We start from the raw sequence: 23,688 nt of genomic DNA, 5'->3' as shown, positions 1-23,688 counted from the left end.
GCCGTTCCGGCGACCGACTCTGACATAGCGATGCGCCAGATTGGTTGCGGGGGCGATCGCAGGCCAAACCCGACCAGCGCATCACTCCATTTTGAACAAAACACGAACAATTTTATTCCCTGCGCGAGGCTTTTTCGCCGCGCGCCATTTTCAAAGGTCATTTCAAAATGCCATTTCCCTCCGAAATCGATGTGCGCGACTACGGCGCCGTGTTCGATGGCCGCGACAACACCGTCGCCATCCAGGCGGCGCTGAACGCCGCCGCCACGGCCGAGGTCCGCACGGTGCTGATGCCCGCAGGCGCCTCTCTTGTCAGCGCCACGTTGCAGGTTCCGAGCGGCGTGGGCCTGCGCGGCCAAGGCCGCGTCAACACCTTCCTGCGCAAGACCGCCGAGTTCGGCGACATGCTGCATTTCGGCACGACCGCCTCGCCCTACCAGAGCGGCTATGTCGGCGACTTCTGGGCCTATCACGACTATGGCCTCGGCATCGCGCTGCCCAATGTTCCGGCCGACGTGACCTATCCCAGCGGCGCCGGCGCGATCCTGAGCTTCGACGGGCCCTACAACAGCACGATCAGCAATGTCGCGGCGACGGGCGGCCAGACCCAGATCCGCGTCCGGGGCGGCTCGACCAGCACCTTCATCAACTGCATGGCCAGCGGCGTCTATGATCCCGCCCAGCCGTCGCTGCAGTTCGCCCAGTCCAGCGTGCTGATCGAGATCGGCGCGAGCGGCCAGATCCCGACAAACATCGACTTCGTGTCGTGCAGCTTCAGCGGCACGGTCTCGCCGCCCCGCAGCATCACCTGGCCCGCGCCCGGCGGCGGAACCCGCGTTCAGGCCAGTACGGCCCAGAACATCGGCCCGCTGCGCGTCATGCAGATCAAGTGCTGCGAGAGCGTCACGATGTACGGCGGCTATCTGGGCGCGGGCGCCAAGCACAACCTGTGCTTCACGGCCGGCTCGGACATCATCGGCGGCTTCTCGGCGGCGAACGTCTTCATGGACGCCGCGCACGAGGCCCAGGTCGGTTTCGAGGGCTCCGGCATACCGTTCTCGATCGCCCTGCACATGCGTGAATGGGTGGGACAGAACAACGGCTTCAGCGCGCTGACCGACCAGGGCAGCACCGCCGCCTACAGCGTCGCCGGACTGGCGGTTTCGGGCGAGATGCGTTTCTTCGTCGGTCCCGCCGTGCGCCTGGCCAAGGCGCGCCGCGTGACGCTCGACAGCGACATCCGCCAGTGGAACGCCATGAGCTTCTATGACGGCGACGCGGGCTACAACTGCGGCGTGGATCTCGGCGCGGCGACGCGGAACATCGTCGTTCGCGGCATGATCGGCGGCGACAACGCCAGCCTGCCGGCGGCCCACACCGTCGTCGGCGTCAACATCGCCGCGGGCGCGACCCAGATCGAGACCGCCGACGTCGTCGATGGCGGCGTGTCCGGGCAGCTGATCGTCGGCGGGCTGGACAAGGCCTGGATCAGGATCGACGACGCCGACTTCACCCTGGTTCCGCGGGTGGACGCGTTCAACATCGACTACCTGGGCACGATGACCGCGAACCGCACCGTCACCCTGAGCGACGTCGGCGCGCGCAACGGCGACGTCTTCTCCGTCACCCGCTCGGGTCCAGCCGGCTACCTGCTCAAGGTCAAAGGCATAACGGCCAAGGAACTGTCGACGAACCAATGGGTCGACTTCCAGTATGTGGGCGGCCAATGGCGCGAAAAGCGCTTCGGCGCGCTCTAGAAGGCCAGGACAGCGCGCCCCCAGGGGCGCGCTGTTTTCCTACGCCGCTTCGACGTCCAGCGAGTAGCCGGCCGAGCGGACGGTGCGGATAGGGTCGGCTTCGGCCGCGCCGTTCAGCGCCTTGCGCAGGCGGCCGATGTGGACGTCGACGGTGCGGGCCTCGACATAGACGTCCGAGCCCCAGACGGCGTCCAGCAGCTGTTCGCGGCTGAACACCCGGCCCGGGTGCTGCATCAGGTAGTCGAGCAGGCGGAACTCGGTGGGGCCGAGATGCACTTCCTTGCCCTGGCGCTTCACGCGGTGGGCCACTCGGTCGATGATGATGTCGCCGACCGTGATGCGGTCGTCGGCCAGGGCCGGGCGGATGCGGCGCATGACGGCGCGGACGCGGGCGGTCAGCTCGACCATCGAGAACGGCTTGACCACGTAGTCGTCGGCGCCGGTGTCGAGCCCCCGAATCCGGTCGCTCTCCTCACCCCGGGCCGTCAGCATGATGATCGGCACGTTGCGGGTGTCGGTGCGGCCGCGCAGGCGGCGGCAGACCTCGATGCCCGAGACCTTGGGCAGCATCCAGTCGAGGATGACGAGGTCCGGCGCGCGCTCGCTAGCCAGGGTCAGGGCTTCCTCGCCATCGGCGGCCACCGAGACCTGGTAGCCTTCCTTGTCGAGATTGTAGTGCAGGAGGGTGGCCAGGGCGTCCTCGTCCTCGACCACCAGAACGTACGGAGTCACGTCGACCGGCCCTCCAGAGGCTTACTGAGCGATCACGTCGAGCTTGGGACGCTGGGAGATGATCTCCTCGCCCGTCAGCTCGAAATGGATGTTCTCGGCGATGTTCGTCGCGTGGTCGCCGATGCGCTCGAGGTTCTTGGCCACGAACAGCAGGTGGGTGCAGGCGTTGATCGTGCGCGGGTCGCCCATCATGTAGGTCAGCAGTTCGCGGAAGATCGAGTTGTAGTGCTCGTCGACTTCCTCGTCGCTGCTCCAGACGCTGATAGCGCGCTGCACGTCCGAGGCCGTGTAGGCGTCGAGCACGTCCTTCAGGCGGCCTTGCACCAGGCGGCCCATGCGCTCGATCGAGCGGGTCAGGGCGCTCATCGGCTCGGCGTCGTTGAGGATCAGGGCGCGCTTGCCGATGTTCTTGGCCAGGTCCCCGCAGCGCTCGAGGTTCATCGAGATCTTCAGGGCGGCGACGGCGTGGCGCAGGTCCACGGCCATCGGCTGGCGCAGGGCGATCAGGCGGAACGCCTTGCGCTCGATCTCGACCTGCAGGGTGTCGAGGCGCTCGTCACGGCCGACCACGCTCTGGGCCAGGCCCGCGTCGCGGCGGGCGATGCACTCGATGGCGTCGGCCACCTGGGCTTCGGCCAGGCCGCCCATGCGGGTGACCTCGGCCGTCAGGTGGTTCAGCTCTTCGCCGTAGGATTTGACGGTATGCTCGGTCATGTCCTGTTTCCTTCCGCCTGCGCTTAACCGAAGCGGCCGGTGATGTAGTCCTGGGTGCGGCTGTCGCGAGGATTGGTGAACATCTCCTCGGTCGGACCGCTCTCGACCAGCTTGCCGAGGTGGAAGAAGGCCGTCTTCTGCGAGACGCGGGCGGCCTGGGCCATCGAGTGGGTCACGATGACGATGCAGAACTGGCTGCGCAGCTCGTCGATCAGCTCCTCGATCTTGGCCGTGGCGATCGGGTCCAGCGCCGAGCAGGGCTCGTCCATCAGGATCACTTCGGGCGAGACGGCGATCGCGCGGGCGATGACGAGACGCTGCTGCTGGCCGCCCGACAAACCCGTGCCGGGTTGATGCAGGCGGTCGGCGACCTCGTTCCACAGGCCGGCCTTCTTGAGGCTGCTCTCGACGATGGCCTCCAGCTCGTCCTTGCGGGTGGCGATGCCGTGGATCTTGGGACCGTAGGCGACGTTCTCGAAGATGGTCTTCGGGAAGGGGTTCGGCTTCTGGAACACCATGCCGACGCGCGAGCGCAGCACCACCGGGTCGACGCTCTTGGCGTTGACGTCGGCGCCGTCGATCTCGATCGCGCCCTGCACCCGGGCCGACGGGATGGTGTCGTTCATCCGGTTGATGCAGCGCAGGAAGGTCGACTTGCCGCAGCCCGACGGGCCGATGAAGGCGGTGACCGACTTGGCCGGGATGTCCAGCGCCACGTCAAACAGGGCCTGCTTGTCGCCGTAGAAGACGTTGACGTCGCGGGCGCGGATCTTGAAGTCGCGGGTCTCGACCACGCCGTGGCCTTGCGGCACGGCGGTGTGGATGACGGGCGCGGCGACGCCGCCGTCGCGGTTCTGGGTGGGCATGGCGTGTCCCTGGACGAGGGCGAGAGCGTTGGGGTTGGTGACGGTCATATGGATCCTACCACCGGCGTTCGAAGCGGCGGCGCAGGATGACGGCCGCGGCGTTCATGACGATCATGAAGATCAGAAGGACGAGGATGGCGGCGGCGGTGCGCTCGTGGAAGGCGCGTTCCGACGCGTTCTCCCAGATGAACACCTGCACCGGCAGCACGGTCGAGGCGCCGGTGAAGCCTTCCGGCACGCCGGGCACGAACGAGACCATGCCGATCATCAGCAGCGGAGCCGTTTCGCCGAGCGCGTGGGCCAGCGACAGGATGGCGCCGGTCATCACGCCGGGCATGGCCAGCGGCAGTACGTGGTGGAACACGGTCTGGGCGCGGGAGGCGCCGACGCCGAGGGCGGCTTCACGGATCGAGGGCGGCACCGCCTTCAGGGCCGAGCGGGTGGCGATGATCACGGTCGGCAGGGCCATCAGGGCCAGCACCAGGCCGCCGACCAGCGGAGAGCTCCGCGGCACGTGCAGCCAGTTGATGAACAGGGCCAGGCCCAGCAGGCCGTAGACGATCGAGGGGACGGCCGCGAGGTTGTTGATGTTGACCTCGATGACGTCGGTCCAGCGGTTCTTCGGGGCGAACTCTTCCAGGTAGACGGCGGCCATCACCCCGACCGGCACCGCGATCAGGGCGGTGATGATCAGCATCAGGGCCGAGCCGACCACCGCGCCCAGCACGCCGGCTTGTTCGGGCTCGGTCGAGTCGGACTTGGTGAAGAAGCCGAAGTTGAAGCCGCCCTTGACGGCGCCGCTCTTCTCCAGCTGGTCCAGCCAGCCGAGCTGCTGGTTGTCGAGCTTGCGGTCTTCCTCGGCGGTCGCGCGCTTGATCTCGCCCTTGTAATAGAGGTCGGCGTCGGCCTTGACCGGACCGGTGACCTCGATGGTCTTGCCGATCACCGACGGGTCGGCCTTGATCTTGTCGAGCAGCTGGAAGCCGAGATCGCGCGAGACCAGGTCCATGACCTTGCCCGACGTCGTGCCCAGGTCGTCGTCCTGGATGTTCAGCTTCTTCATCACCGCTTCAGCGACGATGTAGTCGTAGTTGACGCCTTCGAGCGCGGTGCGGTCGATGCGGTCCGGGTTCAGATAGACCGGCACGCTGATCGAGTGGGTCTCGAAGGTGGTGTAGCCCTGGGCGACGATGCGGCCCACCAGCACGACCAGGAAGATCATGGCCACGACGATGGCGGCGATGCCCTGGGCCTTGAACCACATTTCCGAGCGGTAGCGCTTCTTCAGGCGGGCTTCGGCGGCCGAGAGCGTCGCGCGGGGGCCCTGCCCGTGCGGAGCGGCGCCGGCGGTGATGGCGGCGTCAGTCATATTGTTCCCGATACTTCTGGACGATGCGCAGGGCGATGATGTTGAGCGCCAGGGTCACGACGAACAGCGTCAGGCCCAGGCCGAAGGCCGAGAGGGTCTTGGGGCTGTCGAACTCCTGGTCGCCGGTGAGCAGGGTGACGATCTGCACGGTCACGGTGGTGACGGTGTCGAGCGGGTTGACGGTCAGCTTGGCCTGAAGGCCCGCGGCCATGGTCACGATCATGGTCTCGCCGACGGCGCGGGACACGGCCAGCAGCATGGCGGCCATGATGCCCGGCAGGGCGGCCGGCAGGATGACCCGCTTGACCGTCTCGGACTTGGTGGCGCCCATGGCGTAGCTGCCATCACGCAGGGATTGCGGCACGGCGTTGATGATGTCGTCCGACAGCGAGGAGACGAACGGGATCAGCATGATCCCCATCACCACCCCGGCCACCAGGGCCATCTGGTTCTGGACTTCCATCAGGTACTGGCCGACGCCGTCCAGCGGCCCGCCGATCAGGACCGCGCCGATGGCGTTGAAGCCGGCGCGGAACAGCGGACCCACGGTCAGGGCGGCGAAGAAGCCGTAGACCACGGTCGGCACGCCGGCCAGGATCTCGAGCAGCGGCTTGATCGTCGAGCGCAGGCCGCGGCTGGCGTATTCCGAAAGGTAGATCGCCGAGTAGAGGCCGACGGGCGCGGCCACCAGCATGGCGATCAGCATGATCAGGAAGGTGCCGGCGAAGAGCGGCACGGCCCCGAAGGCGCCCGACGAGGCCACCTGGTCGGCGCGCATGGCGATCTGCGGGCTCCACTCGGTGCCGAACAGGAACGACAGCGGGTTGACGCTCTGGAAGAAGCGCCAGCTTTCCCAGACCAGCGAGAGCACGATGCCCAGGGTGGTCAGCACGGCGGCGACCGAGCAGGCGATCAGCAGGCCGTTGATCCAGCCCTCGACCCGGTTGCGGGCGCGGAATTCCAGACCCACCCGCGGCAGCGCCAGCAGCACGCCGATCAGGGCGACCAGCGAGGCCAGGCCGATCGTGCTGTAGCGCACGATGGCGTTGATCTTGCGCGACTCGGCGACCTTGGCGTCGAGCGCGGTCTTCAGCTCGCCCTCGTAGACGACCTCCGACGGCGCTTCCTTGGCCGAGATGGCCCGGGCGTCGCTGAAGAAGACGTCCTGGCGGTCGGGCGTCAGGGCCGAGACGGCCGCCGGACGTTCGGCCTGCAGGACCGCCTCCTCGAGCCGGCCGCCGAACACGGCGCCGAGCAACAGCAGGAGGGCGGCCGGAGCGCCGGCCCAGAGGGCGGCGTAGGCGCCGTAATAGTTGGGCAGCGAGTGGAGGCGCACCGAAGCGCCGCCGGCCGCCTTGAGCGCTCGGCCCCGACCGAGCAGGAACGCCGCCAGCGCGAACAGCGCCAGGAAGAGGAGCGAGAGCCAGGTCAGCATGCGTGAAGCGGTCTTGCGCGTAGGATGCGAGCACGGCGCCCGTTGCGCCGCCCCGCCCGTGACCGATCTATGCCGGCCGGGCGCCGACCTTATGCGACGTTTCTACGACAGTTTTACGACACCGCCCGGCCCGACCCCGTCAACTGTGGCCAAGTCCTTGTCAGGCAAGGTTTTGGCCATCGGCAGGTAGACCCCGAAGGTCGCCCCTTCGCCCTGCGTCGATTCCACGTGCAGGCCGCCGCGGTGGCGATTGACGATGTGCTTGACGATGGCCAGGCCAAGACCCGTGCCCGAGCGGTCGCCGCTCTTCTGGCCCTCGACGCGGTAGAAGCGCTCGGTCAGGCGCGGCAGGTGCTCGCGGGCGATGCCCGGCCCCTTGTCGCCGACCCGCAGGCCCGCGAACAGCGACTCCGACTCCGAGTGGTCGGGGGTCAGCAGCGACAGCCGCGCGGCGGACGGGTCGCGCGGGGCGACGGCCGTGGCCGGGGTCAGGCCGGGGAAGATCTCGACCCGCACGACGCCGTCCTTTGGCGTGTACTTGATGGCGTTGTCGACGAGGTTCTGGACCACCTGGACGATCTGGTCGCGATCGCCCTCGACCACCGCCGAGCCGCGCGGCGGCAGGATGGCGTCGAAGCTGATCTGCTTGTCGCGCGCCTGCGGGGCCAGGGCGTCGATGACGTCCTGGGCGGCCATGGCCAGGTCGACGCGGCCGGCCGGGGCGATGTGCTCGTTCAGCTCGATGCGCGACAGGCTCATCAGGTCGTCGATCAGCCGCGACATCCGCTCGGCCTGGGCCTGCATGATGCCGAGGAACTTGTCGCGGGCGCCCGGATCCTCCTTGGCGTGGCCGCGCAGAGTCTCGATGAAGCCCGACAGCGAGGCCAGCGGCGTGCGCAGCTCGTGGCTGGCGTTGGCCAGGAAGTCGGCGCGGGTGCGCTCGCTGCGGCGTACGTCGGTCTCGTCGCGCAGCACCAGCAGGGCCAGCTGCGAACCGCGGTCGTCGCGGCCCAGCGGCCGGGCGTGGGCGGTCCAGTCGCGGCCCTGCGAGCCGACGCCGGTCCATTCCACGGTGCGCTCGACGCCGCCGAACAGGCTCTCGTCCACCGCCTCCAGCACCTGGGGGCTGCGCACGGCGGTGACCAGCAGGGCGCTTTCCCGGATGCGGAAGCGCTCGCGGGCGGCGGCGTTGGCGAAGACGAAGCGGCGGCCGGTCAGGTCGTCGGCCTCTTCGGCGGCGATGACCATCAGCGGCTCGGGCAGGTTCTCCAGGATCACCGCGAAGGGCGGGGCCCGGTCGGCGATCGCGGCGGCCGGGGCCGCGACCAGCGAGGCGTCCTCGATCAGGCGGCGCAGGCGACGCAGCAGGAAGATCCCGCCGCCGCCCAGCAGCACCGCGGCCGGCAAAGCCACGCCCGGCTGGGCCGCGCCCAGGGCGGTCATGGCGACCAGGGCGACCGGCCCGCCGGCGATCGCCGTCCAGGCCCCGGCCCACGCGCCCGCCAAGGGGCCGCCCCAGCGGTCCGGCGCGACCGGCGAAGGGGGGGAGACGGTGGGCATGGCGGGGGTCCGGGCTCCATCTGGCGACGCGGGCCTCGAACGGCCCGACGGGGGGACCAAGGCTCGTAGGCCAGTTTTGTGACGAAGCGATGATTCGTCGAAGCAGATATGGCGCCGCCCGATCTCATGGGATAGACGGGGAACCCCTAGATGCGTGTCGGTCGCGGTGTTCACCGCAATTTCGCCGCAACCTGACGCAATCTCGGGGGCAGAGGGTATTCTCCTTAGGGTGGTCGGTTCGTATGCAGCGCAAGGTCCTGGTCGCGACGGTCGCGGCCGCTCCTCTGATGGCCATGGCCTTGGCCGCGCAGGCCGAGACCGTCATCAATTCCGAACGGACGACCCCGATCGCCACCGCCTCGGCGGGAACCGGCGGCGCGGCCGACGATGTCAAGATCGACACGGGCGGCACGATCAAGCTGACGGCCTCCGGCGCGCTGGTGACGCTGAACAGCAACAATAAGGTCACCAATACGGGCTCGCTGACGACCCAGGGCGTCAACGATTCCACGGGCATACTGATCAACGGCGGCACGACCGGCACGGTCACCCAGACCGGCACGATCACGCTCGACGAGGACTACACCGCCACCGACACCGACTCGGACGGCGACATCGACGGCGCCTTCGCGCTGGGCCAGAACCGCTACGGCATCCGCCTGACCGGCCCCGGCGCCTTCACCGGCGACATCCTGGCCACCGGCGGCACGATCACCATCGAGGGCAACAACTCGGCCGGCATCTCGCTGGAGAGCGCACTGGTCGGCAACCTGACCAACGGCGGCTCGATCGCCGTCACTGGCGCCAACGGCTACGGCGTCCACGTCGCGGCCCCGGTCACCGGCAAGGTCACCATCAACGGCGGCGTCAGCGTCCTGGGCGAGAACTCGGTCGGCGTGGCCATCGACGGCGACGTCACCGGCGCCTTCGTGGTGCAGGGCGGCGTCAGCGCCACCGGCTACCGCTACACCAGCCGCCCCTCCGACAAGACCGTGCGCGACAAGCTCGACGCCGACGACCTGCTGCAGGGCGGCTCGGCCGTCCGCGTGGCCGGCAACGTCACCGGCGGCGTGCTGCTCGACGTCCGCCCGGCCGACAACGACACCACCAAGACCGACGAAGACGGCGACGGCGTCGAGGACGCCTCGGAAGGCAGCAGCGCGCTGACCGTCTATGGCGCCGCCCCGGCCCTGCTGGTCGGCTCCGACACCCGCGCGATCACCGTCGGCGCGGTCGGCACGGGCGACAACGCCTATGGCGTGATCGCCAAGGGCTCGATCACGGCCAACGGCCTCTATGACGGCGTGACGGCCACCGGCGTGCAGCTGGGCGGTAACGCCGGCCAGGCGACCAACATCGCCGGCGGCTTCCGTTCGGACGCCTCGATCACCGCCCAGGCCTACGAGGCCAACAGCACCGCCATCCGGGTCACCGCGGGCGGCAACGCCCCGACCATCTGGAACAAGGGCACGATCGTCGCCTACAGCGTCTCCGAAGGCGTGTTCGACGCCCGCGGCGTGGCCATCGAGGCCGGCGGCGGGACCAACACCCTGCGCAACGCCGGCGTGATCAACGCGACCATCGTCGGCGAAAAGGGCACGGCCTACGGCGTCATCGACTATTCGGGCGGCCTGACCACGATCGAGAACACCGGCTCGATCATCGCCTCGATCTCGCCCACGGACGACGATCTCGACACCGACGACGCCGACACCGACGCCAGCAACGAGACCATTACCGGCAAGGCGGTGGCCATCGACGTCAGCCGCAACACCACCGGCGTCACCCTGACCCAGAACGGCGTCAACGACGGCGACGACGGGGCCGACGGCGTGGCCGACACCGACACGGACGGCGACGGCGTCGACGACGCCGACGAGCCGGCCATCATCGGCGCCATCCGCTTCGGCTCGGGCGCCGACACCTTCAACGTGCTGAACGGCACCGTGGTGGGCGACATCTCGTTCGGCGACGGCGCCGATGTGTTCCGCATCGACGGCGGCGCGGCGGTGATCGGTTCGATCAGCGACAGCGACGGCCGGCTGGACGTCACCATCGGCAAGGGCTCGCTGGGCCTGACCAAGGCCGAAACGATCAACATCACCAGCCTGAGCCTCGGCGCCGAGAGCAAGCTGGTGTTCACCGCCGATCCGTCGACCTCGACCAACACCCGCCTGGTGGTGTCGGGCGCGGCCAACGTCGCCAGCGGCGCGCAGCTTGGCCTGCGCCTGACCAGCCTGCTGACCGCCCCGACCTCGTACACGGTGATCACCGCCGGTTCGCTGACCAGCGGGGCCCTGGGCCAGAGCCTGCTCGACGACGCGCCCTACATGTACGTCGCCAGCAGCCGCGCCGACGCCAACAACGTCTATATCGACGTGCGCCGCCGCACGGCCGCCGAGATCGGCATGGCCCGCTCGGGCGCGTCGGCCTACGACGCGATCTTCAACGCCCTCAGCGGCGACTCCGACGTGGCCGGCGCCTTCCTGGGCATCAGCGACCGCGGCTCGTTCCTGAACCGCTACAACCAACTGCTGCCGGACCAGGGCGAGGGCATGTTCGCCACCCTGCAGACCGTCACCCAGCAGATCTCGCAGGCCACCTCGATCCGGCCCGATCCGGGCGACCGCTACGGGCCCGACAGCATCTGGGTCCAGGAAATCAACGCCCTGGTCCGTCGTGAAGACGGCCCGACCCTGGGCACCGACACCCAGGCCTTCGGCTTCGTGGCCGGCTACGAGGCGATGGGCGACGCGGGCGGCGCGCTTGGCGTGACCCTGGCCTACACCGCCCTGGAAGAGCACGACACCGTCGCCCAGGTGGGCGAGCAGACCACCTCGTCGCTGGTCCAGACGGGCGTCTACTGGCGCCGGTCGGTGGGTCCGTGGCGCTTCAACCTCGGCGGCGGCGTCGGCTACGGCTGGTTCGACAGCGACCGGGTGTTCCTGGTCGACGCCAACGGCGACGGCGTCTACGAGGAAAAGCGCAAGGCCAGCAGCGACTGGGGCGCCCTGACCGCCAACGCCTTCGCCGGCACCGCCTACGAAGTGAAGTTCGGCCGCTTCTTCTCGCGTCCGGAAGCGCGCGTCGACTACACCTACCTCAACGAGTCGAGCCACGACGAGACCGGCGGCGGCAAGGTGATGGACAACGAGATCGGCCGGCGCAAGTGGAGCAACCTCAGCGGCGACGTGGGCGTCGTGCTGGGCGCCGAGTTCGGCCGCGACGTCTGGGTGCGCCCGGAAGTCCGCGTCGGCTACCGCAAGACCCTGGCCGGCAAGCTGGCCGACACCGTCGCCACCCTGAATGGCCAGACCTACGTGCTGGAGCCGTTCGACGACAAGGACGGCGCCCTGACCCTGGGCTTCGCCCTGCGGGCCGGCACGGCGATGTCCTACGTGGCGCTGGAAGGCACGGCCGAAAGCACCAAGCGCCAGAAGCGCTACAACGTGAAGCTCACCGGCCGGACGATGTTCTAAGCACCGTCCGCCTAGGTGGAGAAGAGGGCCTCGCACAACGTGCGGGGCCTTTTTCATAAGGGCTTTGCGGCCAAGTTGGCGACAATCCGCCGCAGCTGTCGCGGCCTTGCCGGCTCGCCACGCTAAAGGTCCGTTTAAGGACTAATATTAAGGCTGTTCCCATCGATAACAGACGGCGGCCCTGATCGCCGTGAGGGGAAGACCTTGACCATCCATCGCTTCGCCCGGGGCGCCGCCGCCCTGGCCGGCGCCGCGACGCTCGTCGTCGCCGGCGGCGCTCACGCCCAAGCACCCGACCAGCAGGCCCGCATCGAGGCCCTGGAGGCCCAGCTGGCGGCTCTTCAGAAGCAGATCGCCGAGATCAAGACCGCGACCGCCGCGGCCCCGAAGGCGGCCCCCGCCGCCACCCCCGCTCCGACCGCGACCGTCAGCATCGCCGGCGGCCGTCCGACCATCGCCTCGACCGACGGCGCCTTCAGCGCCACCCTGCACGGGGTGATGCAGCTCGACACCGCCCACTACTTCCAGGACAAGGGCCTGCCGGCGGTGATCGGCAACGGCCGCGACCTCAACAGCGGCAGCAACTTCCGCCGCGCGCGCCTGGGCATGGACGGCAAGGTCTTCAAGAACTTCGACTACAGCGTGCTGCTCGACTTCGGCGGCGCCGGCACCGACGGCTCGGGCGTGCTGCAGGAGCTGTTCCTCCAGTACAACTACGCGCCCTTCAAGGTGCGCGTCGGCGCCTTCGCCCCGAACGTGGGCCTGGAAGACGCCGGCTCGACCAACGGCTCGCTGTTCGCCGAGCGCCCGGCGATCTCGGAACTGACCCGGGGTCTCGCCGCCGCCGACCGCCGCTACGCCCTGCAGGTGCAGACCGGCGGCGAGCGCTGGCTGCTGTCGGCCGCCGCCACCGGCGGCAAGACCGGCGACGCCCAGACCTTCGACGAACAGCAGGGCTTCGTGGCCCGCGCCGCCTTCCTGCCGGTCAAGACCAAGGACTGGATCGTGCACACCGGCCTGGGCGCCGGCTACATCGTCACCCCGGCCCAGACGGCCGTCGGCGGCGCCTATCCGCTGACCCTGACCGAGCGTCCGGAACTGCGCGTCGACGGGACCACCCTGGTCACCACCGGCGCCATCGACGCCGACAACCTGCGCCACGTGGGCGTGGAACTGGCCGTGCAGCACAAGAACCTGCTGGTGCAGAGCGAGTACTTCGACATCGCGCTCGACCGCCGCAACCCGGCGGCCGGCGTCAGCGATCCGAAGTTCGGCGGCTGGTACATCGAGGGCGGCTGGGTGCTGACCGGCGAGAGCCGCCGCTACAACGGCTCGACCTTCGCCTTCGACGCCCCGTCGATCGCCAACCCCTTCGATCCGAAGGCCGGCAAGTGGGGCGCCTGGGAACTGGCGGCGCGCTATTCGGTGCTCGACCTGAACCACCACGAGACCGCGACCCTCGCGGCCGACCGGGTGCGCGGCGGCGAGCAGACGATCTGGACCGCCGGCGTCAACTGGTTCCCCAACTCGGTGACCAAGTTCTCGCTCGACTATCTGGACGTCGACGTGGACCGCCTGGATCCGGCCGGCGGGACCGTGGCGCTGAGCCAGGGCTACCAGGCCGTCAACCTGCGCAGCCAGTTCGCGTTCTAGGGAAGAGCCTTCACCCTCTCCCTTCCCCCTTGATGGGGGAAGGGCCGGGGATGGGGGTGACCCGCTGAGTTGGCGACGGCGCATCGCCGAGCCCCTTTCGGACCAGGCGATAACGTGCGTTCTTCCTCCCATGCGCGGCTTCCCTCAGCTTAAACCGTCGACACGCTGGCTTCTCGGCGGCGTCGTGATCTTCGCGTGGTTCCTCGGCGCGCCATTGACGCCATTCGCTTCGGCGTACTTCTCGATCGTCGCGCCTGGCCTGCATCTCGTTCTGTTTCTGGTCGCCATGGGCGCCCTGATGGCGGTCTCGCGTTGCGCGAGCTGCGGCTATCCCGTCTGGCTCAGAAAGCTGAAGGGCGGCGGCTATCTCATCGGAGGCCCCGGCCGCGACTGCTCCCGTTGCGGAGGACCGGTCTAGCTGACCGGTCAAGGCGCTCCGGCGACCGCCCCCTTTCTCACACCTCCATCAGAAACATTCGCGCGCACAACGGGAGCGAGATCGGTCAAGGTTCGGCGTTATCCAGAGGACGCCCGATGACCCTGCCCCGTCTTTCCCGCCGAGACCTGTCGATCGGCGTCGGCGCCGCAGCGGCGGCCGCGCCGCTGGGCGCCCTGGCGCAAGGCCCCAAGGTCGTGACGCTGCTGAACGTCAGCTACGACCCGACCCGCGAGCTTTATCAGGAGATCAATCCGGCCTTCGCCGCCTACTGGAAGCGCCGGGTCGGCCAGACGCTGGACATCAAGCAGAGCCACGGCGGCTCGGGCAAGCAGGCCCGCTCGGTGATCGACGGGCTGCAGGCCGACGTCGTCACCCTGGCCCTGGCGGACGACATCGACCAGATCGCCGCCCGCGGCCTGATCGCCAGGAACTGGCAGTCGCGCCTGCCCAAGAACTCGGCCCCCTACACCTCGACGATCATCTTCCTGGTCCGCAAGGGCAACCCGAAGGGGATCAGGGACTGGGGCGACATCGTCAAACCCGGCGTCGAGATCATCACCCCCAACCCCAAGACCGGCGGCGCGCCGCGCTGGGCCTATCTGGCGGCCTGGGCCTGGGCGCTGAAGCAGAAGGGCGGCAGCGACGCCAAGGCCCGGGCCTTCGTGCAGCAGCTCTATCGCCAGGTGCCGGTGCTCGACAGCGGGGCGCGCGGTTCGATGACCACTTTCGCCCAGCGGGGCGTCGGCGACGTGCTGCTGACCTGGGAGAACGAGGCCCACCTGGCTCGCGACGAGTTCGGGGCCGACAAGTTCGAGATCGTCTATCCCTCGCGCTCGATCCTGGCCGAGCCGTCGGTGGCCGTGGTCGACAAGGTGGTGCAGCGGCGCGGCACGCGGCTGGTGGCCGAGGGCTATCTGAACTTCCTCTACAGCCCCCTGGCCCAGGACCTGATCGGCAAGCATCACTACCGGCCGCGCGACCCGAAGGCGGCGGCCAAGTACGCCGCCAAGTTCCCCGACATTCCGCTGGTGACCATCGACCGCGAGTTCGGCGGCTGGGCGAAAGCCCAGGCCCGGCACTTCGCCGACGGCGGCGTCTTCGACCAAATCTACCGGCCTTGAGAGTCTTCTTGGGCGTGAAGCCTACCTAGGCAATAGGATATAGCGCTTCTGTCACGTTCGTGCGTTATCCGCATGGACCACCCGAGATAACACCCGAGACAGAGCGACATCGCCATGACCACCGCCTTGAAGTCTCCCACCCGCCGCGGCCTGCTGGGCGCGGCCGGCGCCGCCGCCGCCCTCGGGGGTTCGACCCTCACGGCCGGCCAGGCTTTCGCCCAGGCCAAGCCGCTGACCCTGCTGAACGTCAGCTACGACCCGACCCGCGAGCTCTACAAGGCGATCAACGTCGCCTACGCCGCCTACTGGAAGAAGAAGGTCGGCCAGACCCTGACCATCAACCAGAGCCACGGCGGCTCGGGCAAGCAGGCCCGTTCGGTGATCGACGGCCTGGAAGCCGACGTCGTCACCCTGGCCCTGGCCTATGACATCGACGAGATCTCGGACAAAGCCAAGCTGCTGCCGGCCAACTGGCAGTCGCGCCTGCCGCAGAACTCCACGCCCTACACCTCGACCATCGTGTTCCTGGTCCGCAAGGGCAATCCCAAGAAGATCAAGGACTGGGGCGACCTGGTGAAGCCGGGCGTCGACGTCATCACGCCGAACCCGAAGACCTCGGGCGGGGCGCGCTGGAACTACCTGGCCGCCTGGGCCTGGGCGCTGAAGCAGAAGGGCGGCAACCCCGCCAAGGCTCAAGCCTACATCACCGACCTCTTCAAGCACGTGCCGGTGCTCGACACCGGCGCCCGCGGCGCCACCACCACCTTCACCCAGCGCGGCATCGGCGACGTGCTGCTGGCCTGGGAGAACGAGGCCTTCCTGGCGCTGGAGGAAATTCCGGGCCAATTCGAGATCGTCGTGCCGTCGATCTCGATCCTGGCCGAACCGCCGGTGGCCGTGGTCGACAAGAACGTCGACCGTCACAAGACCCGCCTGGCGGCCGAGGGCTATCTGCGCTTCCTGTACAGCCCGCTGGCCCAGGACATCATCGCCCAGAACCACTACCGTCCGCGCGACGCCAAGGTCGCGGCCAAGTACGCCGCCAAGTACAAGAAGATCCCGCTGGTGACGATCGACAACACCTTCGGCGGCTGGCGCAAGGCCCAGGCCACGCACTTCGCCGACGGCGGCGTGTTCGACAAGATCTACCAGCCGAAGTAAGGCGCTGAACCCAATCGGGTCAGAAAGCTTGACCTTTCAAGGCGCGGCGGTCCCCCATGGGCCGCCGCGTTTTGCGTTTCAACGCCCAAGCTCGGTCGGGAACCCGACTATCGACCGGGCGTTCAGGCCTCACGGGGCGTACCAATAACAAAAGCCAGGGTCGGGCTCAGGATGACGGATTATCTGAAGTCGCAGCGGGCGGGCGATCAGCTCGCGGCCGAGCACGGCATCGACGACCCCTTCGCCGCGGCGATCCGGGCCACCCGCATGGCGATGATCGTCACCGACGCCACCCAGGCCGACAATCCGATCATCTTCGCCAACGACGCCTTCCTGCGGCTGACCGGCTATGCCCGTTCGGAGGTGATCGGCCGCAACTGCCGCTTTCTGCAGGGACCCGACACCAATCCGGTCGCCATTGGCGAGATACGCGGCGCCATCGCCGACGGCGACGACATCGCCATGGACATTCTCAACTACCGCAAAGACGGCAGCAGCTTCTGGAACGCGCTGTACCTGAGCCCCGTGCGCAACAAGCAGGGCCAGATCATCTACTTCTTCGGCTCGCAGCTGGACGTCAGCGACAAGAAGCAGACCGAGCAGCACCTGCGCGAGACCCGCAGCGACCTGGAACTGGCCGTCGAGGCCCGCACCCGCGAACTGACCCTGGCCCTGGAGCAGAAGACCGCCCTGCTGCACGAGGTCGACCACCGGGTGAAGAACAACCTGCAGCTCATCTCGTCCCTGCTGCTGCTGCAGAACCGCCGCGAGAAGGATCCGGCCCTCAAGCACAGCCTGCGCGGCATGCTGGAGCGGGTGAACGCCATCGCCACCGTCCACCGCCGGCTGTTCCAGAGCGAGGACGTCGAGCGCTTCGACGTCTCGGCCTTCGTGCGCGACCTGGTGTCGGACATGACCGGCTCGGCCAACCGCGAGGAGATCCGCGTGCGGCTGGACCTGGAGCGGGTGGACGTGGCCGCCTCGAAGGCCGCGCCCCTGGCCCTGGTGATCAGCGAACTGTTCTCCAACGCCCTGCGCCACGCCTTCCCCGACGGCCGCGCCGGCGAGATTTCGGTATCGATCACTCGCCAAAACGGCGACTTCCGGATCGAAATCGCCGATGACGGCGTTGGTGTGTCTGAAGGGGCCCGGACTTCGGGTTTCGGACTGACCATCGTCCAGCTGCTGTGCCAGCAGTTGAAGGCGCGGTCCGAGACCACGGACGCCGGACCCGGAACGCGCGTCGTCGTACACCTGCCCGTCAACGGCGCGCACCACTGAGGAAGTAGCTTACCCATGGCCGGGCGTGCGTTGGATGTGCTGATCGTCGAGGACGAGGTCCTGCTGGCCACCGAGCTGGAGTTCCTCGCCCAGGAAGTGGGCTACCACTCCGTGGGCCTGGCCATGAGCTCGGACGAGGCCGTGGACCTGGCCAGGTCGCTGCATCCCGACCTCGCGCTCGTGGACGTGCATCTGCAGGACGGCCCGACCGGCGTCGAGGTGGTGCGCAGGATCCATGACGACTGCGGCTGCGTGGCCCTGTTCATGACCGCCAACGTCAAGCGCCTGCCCGACGACTTCGCCGGCGCCTGCGGGGTGATCGGCAAGCCCTATTCCGAGCACGGGGTGAAGACCGCCCTGGCCTATCTGGCCGTCTGCCTGGAAGAGGACCGCGCGCCAGGCCTGCCGCCGGTGGGGCTGGAACTGGCCCCGGCCTTCGCCGAGCGCTGGGGCCTGACCGAAATGCCGCGCTCGGCCTGATGGCCGCCTCGCCGCTCGCCGTCCCATCTGTCGCCGTGATCGTCGGGACCGCCGCGGCCCTGCTGTCGATCACCAGCTTCGCCCCGCAGATCGTCAAGATCGTGCGCGAGAAGGACGCCTCTTCGGTGTCGCTGCGGACCTATGTGGTCACGGTCGCGGGCTTCTCGTGCTGGCTGGCCTACGGCCTGATGATCAAGGCCTGGCCGGTGGCGGCGGCCAACCTGGCGTGCCTTGCGATGTCGGCCGCCGTGCTCGCCTTGAAATGGCGCTATGGCCGCCAAGGAGACCACGAAGACGTCAAAGGGTGACAGGGGGGGCGGGGTCCGCTATCGAGGCCCGCCTAATTTCGCGCACCAGGACCACCGCCTTGACCGAAGTCGCCGAGGAAGCTGGCTGGGCCACCGCCAAGACTCTGGCCGAAGCCCTGCCCTACATCCAGATCTACGACCGCGAGACGGTGGTGATCAAATACGGCGGCCACGCCATGGGCCAGGAAGAGGTGGCCAAGCTATTCGCCGCCGACGCCGTGCTGCTGAAGCTGCTGGGCGTGCACCCGGTCGTGGTTCACGGCGGCGGTCCGCAGATCAGCCGCATGCTCGACAAGGCCGGCGTGAAGTCGACCTTCGTCGACGGCCTGCGCGTCACCGACGAGGCGACGATGGAAGTGGCCGAGATGGTCCTCTCCGGCGCCATCAACAAGGAAATCGCCAACTGGATCACGCTCGCCGGCGCCGAAGCCGACGTGCGCGGCGTGGGCCTGTCGGGCAAGGACGCCCGCCTGATCACCGCCGAGAAGGTGACCCGGACCCGCAAGGACCCGGACAGCAACATCGAGCAGGCCGTCGACCTGGGCTTCGTGGGCGAGCCGACCAAGGTCGATCCGCACCTGATCCAGGCCCTGCTGAGCTCGGAAACCGACTACATCCCGGTGATCGCCCCGATCGGCGTGTCCGAGCAGGGCGAGACCTTCAACATCAACGCCGACACGGTGGCCGGAGCGCTCGCGGGCGCCCTGAAGGCCAAGCGGATGCTGATGCTGACCGACATCAAGGGCGTGCTCGACGCCAACGGCGAGCTGATCCGCGAGATGACCCTGGACCAGGCCCGCCAGCTGATCGCCGACGGCGTCGCCACCGGCGGCATGATCCCCAAGCTCGAGAACGCCATCCACGCCGTGGAGAGCGGCGTCGAAGCCGTGGTCATCCTCGACGGCCGCCGCCCGCACGCCATGCTGGTCGAACTGTTCAGCGAGCACGGCGCGGGCACGCTGATCTCGAAGTGATCTGATGGTGGCCGACCTCACCCACGTCGACACCTGGCTGTTCGACCTCGACAACACCCTCTACCCGGCCGAGACCGAGTTCATGGGGCTGATCGAAGGCCGGATGACCGACTTCGTCGAGCGCTATACCGGGCTTCCGCGCGAGGAAGCCCGGGCGCTGCAGAAGAAGTACTATATGGAGCACGGCACCACCCTGGCCGGGCTGATGACCTATCACGGCATGGACCCCTCCCAGTTCCTGGAGGAGGTGCACGACGTGTCGCTGGACAACCTGGTCCCCGACCCGGCCCTGCACGCGGCGATCGAGGCTCTGCCCGGCCGGCGGCTGGTGTTCACCAACGGCTCGCTGGGCCACGCCGAGCGGGTGCTGGGGCACCTGGGGCTGCGCGACCTGTTCAGCGAGATCTTCGCCATAGAGACGGCCGACTACATCCCCAAGCCGTCGCTGGCGACCTTCGACAAGATCACCAAGCTGCACGCCATCGATCCGCCGACGACCGCCTTCTTCGAGGACAGCGAGAAGAACCTGGTCCCGGCCGCGCGCATCGGCATGACCACCGTCCTGGTCGGCGCCCACGCGGCCGCATCGACCTCCGAACACGTCCACCATCGCACCAACGACCTCGCCGGGTTCCTGAGCTCGGCGCGCCTGAAGGAAGCCTGACATGACCGCCCTGACCTTCGCCGATCTGCAGACCGAGATCGAAGCCGCCTGGGAGGCCCGCGACGGCGTCTCGACCGCCACCGCCGGCCCGGTCCGCACCGCCGTGGAAGAGGCCCTGCTGCTGCTCGACAGCGGCAAGGCCCGCGTCTCGGAGAAGATCGACGGCGAGTGGACCACCCACCAGTGGCTGAAGAAGGCCGTGCTGCTGTCGTTCCGCCTCAACCCCAACACCGTGATGCGCGCCGGCTCGCTGGGCGGCGGCGTCGGTCCGTGGTGGGACAAGGTGGCCAACAAGTTCGACGGCTGGGACGCCCCGCAGTTCGAGGCCGGCGGCTTCCGCGCCGTGCCGGGCGCCATCGTGCGTCGCGGCTCGCACATCTCCAAGAACGTCATCCTGATGCCGTCGTTCGTGAACATCGGCGCCTTCGTCGACGAGGGCACCATGGTCGACACCTGGGTGACGGTCGGCTCGTGCGCCCAGATCGGCAAGCACGTCCACCTGTCGGGCGGCGTCGGCATCGGCGGCGTGCTGGAGCCCCTGCAGGCCAACCCGACCATCATCGAGGACAACTGCTTCATCGGCGCCCGTTCGGAAGTGGTCGAGGGCGTGGTCGTCGGCGAGGGGAGCGTGCTTTCGATGGGCGTCTACCTGTCGGCCTCGACCAAGATCGTCGATCGCAAGACCGGCGAGATCCACATCGGCAAGGTGCCGCCCTACAGCGTCGTGGTGCCGGGCAGCCTGCCCGACAAGAACGGCGGCCCGAGCCTGTACTGCGCCGTGATCGTCAAGACGGTCGACGCCCAGACCCGCTCGAAGACCTCGATCAACGACCTGCTGCGCGACTGATCCGCGTGATGGGGGCGGCCGTGGAACACACCCTGGCCGCCCTGCGCGCCGGCGACCTGGCCGGGGCGACGAGGCTGAACCTCTCCGGCGCGGACCTTTCCGAGGTTCCGCCGGAGATCTTCGGCCTTTCCGAGACGCTGGAGGTGCTGGACCTCGGCGCCACCCGCATCTCGGCCCTTCCTCACGACTTTTCCCGCCTGAAAAAGCTGACGGTGCTGTTCGCCTCCGGCGCGCCGTTCCGCCGGCTGCCCGAGGTGTTGGGCGACTGCCCGGCCCTGAGCCAGGTCGGCTTCCGGGGCTGCGGGATCGAAGAGGTCCCGGCCGAGGCCCTGCCGCCGGCCCTGCGTTGGCTGACCCTGACCGACAACCGCATCGAGACCCTGCCGTCCGCCCTGGGCGAGCGGCCTCTGCTGCAAAAGCTGATGCTGGCCGGCAACCGGCTGGACGCCCTGCCCGACAGCCTGGCCGGCGCGAAGAACCTGGAACTGCTGCGTATCGCCGCCAACCGCTTGCCGGCCCTGCCCGGCTGGCTGGCCGACCTGCCGGCGCTGGCCTGGCTGGCCTGGGCCGGCAATCCGTTCGACACCGCCATCCCTGAGGCGGCCGTTCCGCCGGTCGCCTGGCGCGATTTGGCCATCGGCAAGGCCCTGGGACGCGGCGCCTCGGGCGACGTGTCCGAAGTCTCGTGGAACGGCCGCCCCGCGGCCCTGAAGCTGTTCCGCGGGACCATGACCAGCGATGGTTTGCCCGAACGCGAGATGGCCGCTTGCCTGGCCGCCGGCGAGCACCCGAACCTGACCGGCGCCCTGGGCCGCGTGGTCGAGCATCCGGACGGCGCCGAGGGCCTGCTGATGCCGCTGCTGCCCGACGGCTGGCGCGTGCTGGCCGGCCCGCCGAGCCTGGAAAGCTGCAGCCGCGACGTCTACGCCGCCGATTTCCGCCTGCCGCTCGACGTCGCCCGGCGCCTGGTCCGCGACGTCGCCGCCGGGGCCGCGCGGCTGCACGCGCGGGGCCTGGGCCACGGCGACCTCTACGCCCACAACGTGCTGTGGGACGGGGAAACCGGCGCGGCCGTGCTCAGCGACTTCGGCGCGGCCGCCTTCCTGCCGCCGGGCGAGGAGCGGCGCTGGGCGTTGCTGGACGTGCGCGCCTTCGGCCTGCTGCTGGGCGAGGTGCTGGACGGGGTCGAGGGCGAGGTCCCGGCCGCCCTGCGCGCCCTGGAGGCGGCCTGCGTGCAGCCGGACGGCGGCGCGCGGCCGTCGATGGACGAGGCGCTCGCCGCCCTTTCCTGAAGAGGCGGATCAAGCTCTAGTAGCGGCCATGTCGAGCCTCGTCGCAAAGCTGAAGCCGTTCTTCTCGCTCAAGGGCCGGGCCGCCCGGCTGGAATACTGGCGGGTGCAGGTCGTCCAGATCGCCCTGGCCGCCGTGGTCATGAGCCTGGTGGTGCTGGCCACCCGGATCGGCGGCTGGCTGGGCGCGGTTCCCTGCCTGCTGTTCCTGCCGATCCTGGCCGCCGGGGTCTGCGTGGCCGTGCGCCGCCTGCACGACCGGGGCAAGGCGGCGTGGTGGATCCTGATCTTCGCCGTCGGCCCCTACGCCCTCACTGCCCTCGCCGCCGGCCTCTACGAAGGCGGCGGCCCCAACGGCTCTGAACTGGCCGCGCCGCTGCTCGGCCTTGGCGCCTTCGCCCTCTCGGTCTGGGCCTGGGTGGAGCTGGGCTTCCTGCGCGGGACCAAGGGCGAGAACCGGTATGGGGCGGAGCGGCGGTAGGGAGCGCTCATACATGACCCCTCTCTCTGAGAGAGAGGGAGGGGCCCGCGCCGAAGGCGTGGGAGGGTGAGAGGTTTCACCGCTCGCAGGAAAATCTCGATTCCTTCCGTTGCGGTTTCTCGAAGGCCGAACTGAAGCTGTCGTCATGGACGCCACAGCCAACGCCCGTCGCCTTCGCCGGGATCAAACCTTGGCCGAGAAGGCTGTATGGGCGCTTGTTCGCAACCGTCGTCTGGGCGGGTTCAGGTTCCTGCGGCAAGTTTCGATAGACCGCTACTTCGCCGACTTCGTCTGTGAGTCGGGCAAGTTGATCGTCGAACTCGACGGCGCTGCCCACGAGGGACGCGAGGACTACGACGAACGCCGTACTCAGGTGCTGGAGCTGTTTGGGTATGTCGTCCTGAGGTTTCCCAATGAGCGCGTCCTGTCGGACCCTGGTGGGATGGTCGAAGACATCTTGGCCGTGCTCCGTTCGGATAGGGTGTAACCTCTCACCCTCCCACCGCTTCGCGGCGGGCCCCTCCCTCTCTCTAAGAGAGAGGGGTCATTAAAGCCCCTACCGCTTGCGCCCGCTCTCGACCTCGTAGGGCGTCCCGTCGCGGTGGCGGTAGGTTTCTTCGCCGGGGCGGATGATCATGTCGAGGTCGGGATAGTCGCAGCCGTCTTCGTCGGGGCGTCGCGAGCCCATTTCCAGGAGCACGGCGACGCGGTCGGAGCGGTTCTGGATCTGGTGGCCGTCGGCCACGCCGGCCTTGAAGCCCGCGCAGTCGCCGGCCCGCAGGATGGTTTCGCCCGCCTCTTCGACCAGCACCACCTCGCCCTCGACCACCCAGACGAACTCGTCCTCGGCCGTGTGCCAGTGGCGCTGGCTGGACCAGACGCCCGGCTCGAGCCTCATGAGATTGACGCCGAACTGGGTGAGGCCGACGGCGTCGCCCAGCTTCCAGCGCTGGCGAGCCTTGCAGGGCGCGTCGAACGGCGGCGGATAGGCCGTGCCGTGGCGGGTGGGAGCCTTGTCGATGTCGATCTTGGGCATGGTCGGCCTTGGCAAGTTCGTGCGCGGTTTGCGTCGCGCCGA

At 68.7% G+C, this 23,688-nt stretch carries 22 protein-coding genes; 15 read left to right on the top strand and 7 right to left on the bottom strand.

Going from position 1 to position 23,688, the window contains the following annotated elements:
• The first annotated feature begins 167 nt into the window (after positions 1 to 167).
• Positions 168 to 1,757 (top strand): glycosyl hydrolase family 28-related protein, encoded by a 1,590-nt coding sequence (locus tag AC2YHT_RS21460; RefSeq protein WP_487291915.1) that lies wholly within the window; start codon positions 168 to 170, stop codon positions 1,755 to 1,757.
• Between the two features lie 39 nt (positions 1,758 to 1,796).
• Here the strand turns inward: AC2YHT_RS21460 and phoB are convergent, their stop codons facing one another.
• From phoB to AC2YHT_RS21430, 6 genes are all read right to left on the bottom strand, one after another.
• Positions 1,797 to 2,489, bottom strand: a complete 693-nt coding sequence (phoB, locus tag AC2YHT_RS21455; RefSeq protein ID WP_110121100.1) for a phosphate regulon transcriptional regulator PhoB — start codon at positions 2,487 to 2,489, stop codon at positions 1,797 to 1,799.
• 21 nt (positions 2,490 to 2,510) lie between these two features.
• Positions 2,511 to 3,203, bottom strand: coding sequence for a phosphate signaling complex protein PhoU (phoU, locus tag AC2YHT_RS21450; RefSeq protein ID WP_110121099.1), 693 nt, complete (start codon positions 3,201 to 3,203; stop codon positions 2,511 to 2,513).
• A 23-nt stretch (positions 3,204 to 3,226) separates the two neighbouring features.
• Entirely contained in the window at positions 3,227 to 4,069 is an 843-nt protein-coding gene (pstB, locus tag AC2YHT_RS21445) for a phosphate ABC transporter ATP-binding protein PstB (protein ID WP_370444041.1), read from the bottom strand.
• Between the two features lie 55 nt (positions 4,070 to 4,124).
• Positions 4,125 to 5,438, bottom strand: a complete 1,314-nt coding sequence (gene pstA / locus AC2YHT_RS21440) for a phosphate ABC transporter permease PstA (protein WP_487291914.1) — start codon at positions 5,436 to 5,438, stop codon at positions 4,125 to 4,127.
• Positions 5,431 to 6,873, bottom strand: coding sequence for a phosphate ABC transporter permease subunit PstC (gene pstC / locus AC2YHT_RS21435; RefSeq protein ID WP_487291913.1), 1,443 nt, complete (start codon positions 6,871 to 6,873; stop codon positions 5,431 to 5,433). Before pstC ends, pstA begins: the two co-directional genes overlap by 8 nt.
• A 102-nt stretch (positions 6,874 to 6,975) precedes the next feature.
• Positions 6,976 to 8,433: a sensor histidine kinase gene (locus AC2YHT_RS21430; RefSeq protein ID WP_487291912.1), complete on the bottom strand. Its 1,458-nt coding sequence runs from the start codon at positions 8,431 to 8,433 to the stop codon at positions 6,976 to 6,978.
• 242 nt (positions 8,434 to 8,675) lie between these two features.
• Between AC2YHT_RS21430 and AC2YHT_RS21425 the strand changes: the two genes are divergently transcribed.
• The 14 genes from AC2YHT_RS21425 to AC2YHT_RS21360 all read left to right on the top strand — a co-directional run bounded on the left by AC2YHT_RS21425 (position 8,676) and on the right by AC2YHT_RS21360 (position 23,097).
• Positions 8,676 to 11,912 (top strand): autotransporter domain-containing protein, encoded by a 3,237-nt coding sequence (locus AC2YHT_RS21425; RefSeq protein ID WP_487291911.1) that lies wholly within the window; start codon positions 8,676 to 8,678, stop codon positions 11,910 to 11,912.
• Positions 11,913 to 12,116: 204 nt separating this feature from the next.
• Positions 12,117 to 13,565 (top strand): OprO/OprP family phosphate-selective porin, encoded by a 1,449-nt coding sequence (locus tag AC2YHT_RS21420; RefSeq protein WP_487291910.1) that lies wholly within the window; start codon positions 12,117 to 12,119, stop codon positions 13,563 to 13,565.
• A 130-nt stretch (positions 13,566 to 13,695) separates the two neighbouring features.
• Positions 13,696 to 13,983 carry a hypothetical protein gene (locus AC2YHT_RS21415; protein WP_487291909.1) on the top strand — a complete coding sequence of 96 codons (288 nt, stop codon included), beginning with the start codon at positions 13,696 to 13,698 and terminating at the stop codon, positions 13,981 to 13,983.
• Between the two features lie 116 nt (positions 13,984 to 14,099).
• Positions 14,100 to 15,125, top strand: a complete 1,026-nt coding sequence (locus AC2YHT_RS21410) for a sulfate ABC transporter substrate-binding protein (RefSeq protein WP_487291908.1) — start codon at positions 14,100 to 14,102, stop codon at positions 15,123 to 15,125.
• 114 nt (positions 15,126 to 15,239) lie between these two features.
• The gene (locus AC2YHT_RS21405; protein ID WP_487291907.1) at positions 15,240 to 16,286 is read left to right on the top strand and encodes a sulfate ABC transporter substrate-binding protein; all 1,047 of its coding nucleotides are present in this window, start codon (positions 15,240 to 15,242) and stop codon (positions 16,284 to 16,286) included.
• 171 nt (positions 16,287 to 16,457) lie between these two features.
• Positions 16,458 to 17,567 carry a photosensory histidine protein kinase LovK gene (gene lovK, locus AC2YHT_RS21400; protein ID WP_487291906.1) on the top strand — a complete coding sequence of 370 codons (1,110 nt, stop codon included), beginning with the start codon at positions 16,458 to 16,460 and terminating at the stop codon, positions 17,565 to 17,567.
• Positions 17,568 to 17,582: 15 nt separating this feature from the next.
• Complete coding sequence (locus AC2YHT_RS21395; protein WP_487291905.1) at positions 17,583 to 18,047, top strand: response regulator; 465 nt, start codon at positions 17,583 to 17,585, stop codon at positions 18,045 to 18,047.
• Entirely contained in the window at positions 18,047 to 18,355 is a 309-nt protein-coding gene (locus tag AC2YHT_RS21390; protein WP_487291904.1) for a SemiSWEET family sugar transporter, read from the top strand. Before AC2YHT_RS21395 ends, AC2YHT_RS21390 begins: the two co-directional genes overlap by 1 nt.
• 59 nt (positions 18,356 to 18,414) lie before the next feature.
• Positions 18,415 to 19,329 carry an acetylglutamate kinase gene (gene argB / locus AC2YHT_RS21385; RefSeq protein WP_487291903.1) on the top strand — a complete coding sequence of 305 codons (915 nt, stop codon included), beginning with the start codon at positions 18,415 to 18,417 and terminating at the stop codon, positions 19,327 to 19,329.
• A gap of 4 nt (positions 19,330 to 19,333) precedes the next feature.
• On the top strand, positions 19,334 to 19,993 hold the full coding sequence (locus AC2YHT_RS21380; protein ID WP_487291902.1) for a pyrimidine 5'-nucleotidase: 660 nt from the start codon (positions 19,334 to 19,336) through the stop codon (positions 19,991 to 19,993).
• 1 nt (position 19,994) lies between these two features.
• Entirely contained in the window at positions 19,995 to 20,840 is an 846-nt protein-coding gene (dapD, locus tag AC2YHT_RS21375) for a 2,3,4,5-tetrahydropyridine-2,6-dicarboxylate N-succinyltransferase (RefSeq protein WP_487291901.1), read from the top strand.
• Positions 20,841 to 20,860: 20 nt separating this feature from the next.
• Positions 20,861 to 22,132, top strand: coding sequence for a leucine-rich repeat-containing protein kinase family protein (locus AC2YHT_RS21370; protein ID WP_487291900.1), 1,272 nt, complete (start codon positions 20,861 to 20,863; stop codon positions 22,130 to 22,132).
• A 28-nt stretch (positions 22,133 to 22,160) separates the two neighbouring features.
• Positions 22,161 to 22,610: a DUF805 domain-containing protein gene (locus AC2YHT_RS21365; RefSeq protein WP_487291899.1), complete on the top strand. Its 450-nt coding sequence runs from the start codon at positions 22,161 to 22,163 to the stop codon at positions 22,608 to 22,610.
• Between the two features lie 145 nt (positions 22,611 to 22,755).
• Positions 22,756 to 23,097 (top strand): endonuclease domain-containing protein, encoded by a 342-nt coding sequence (locus tag AC2YHT_RS21360; RefSeq protein ID WP_487291898.1) that lies wholly within the window; start codon positions 22,756 to 22,758, stop codon positions 23,095 to 23,097.
• Between the two features lie 69 nt (positions 23,098 to 23,166).
• Here AC2YHT_RS21360 and AC2YHT_RS21355 read toward each other — a convergent pair whose 3' ends face one another.
• Positions 23,167 to 23,646 (bottom strand): cupin domain-containing protein, encoded by a 480-nt coding sequence (locus AC2YHT_RS21355; RefSeq protein WP_487291897.1) that lies wholly within the window; start codon positions 23,644 to 23,646, stop codon positions 23,167 to 23,169.
• Positions 23,647 to 23,688: the final 42 nt, after the last annotated feature.

It is taken from the genome of Caulobacter sp. SRI_008, assembly GCF_057586355.1.
This window is presented reverse-complemented; position numbering and strand designations above follow the sequence as displayed.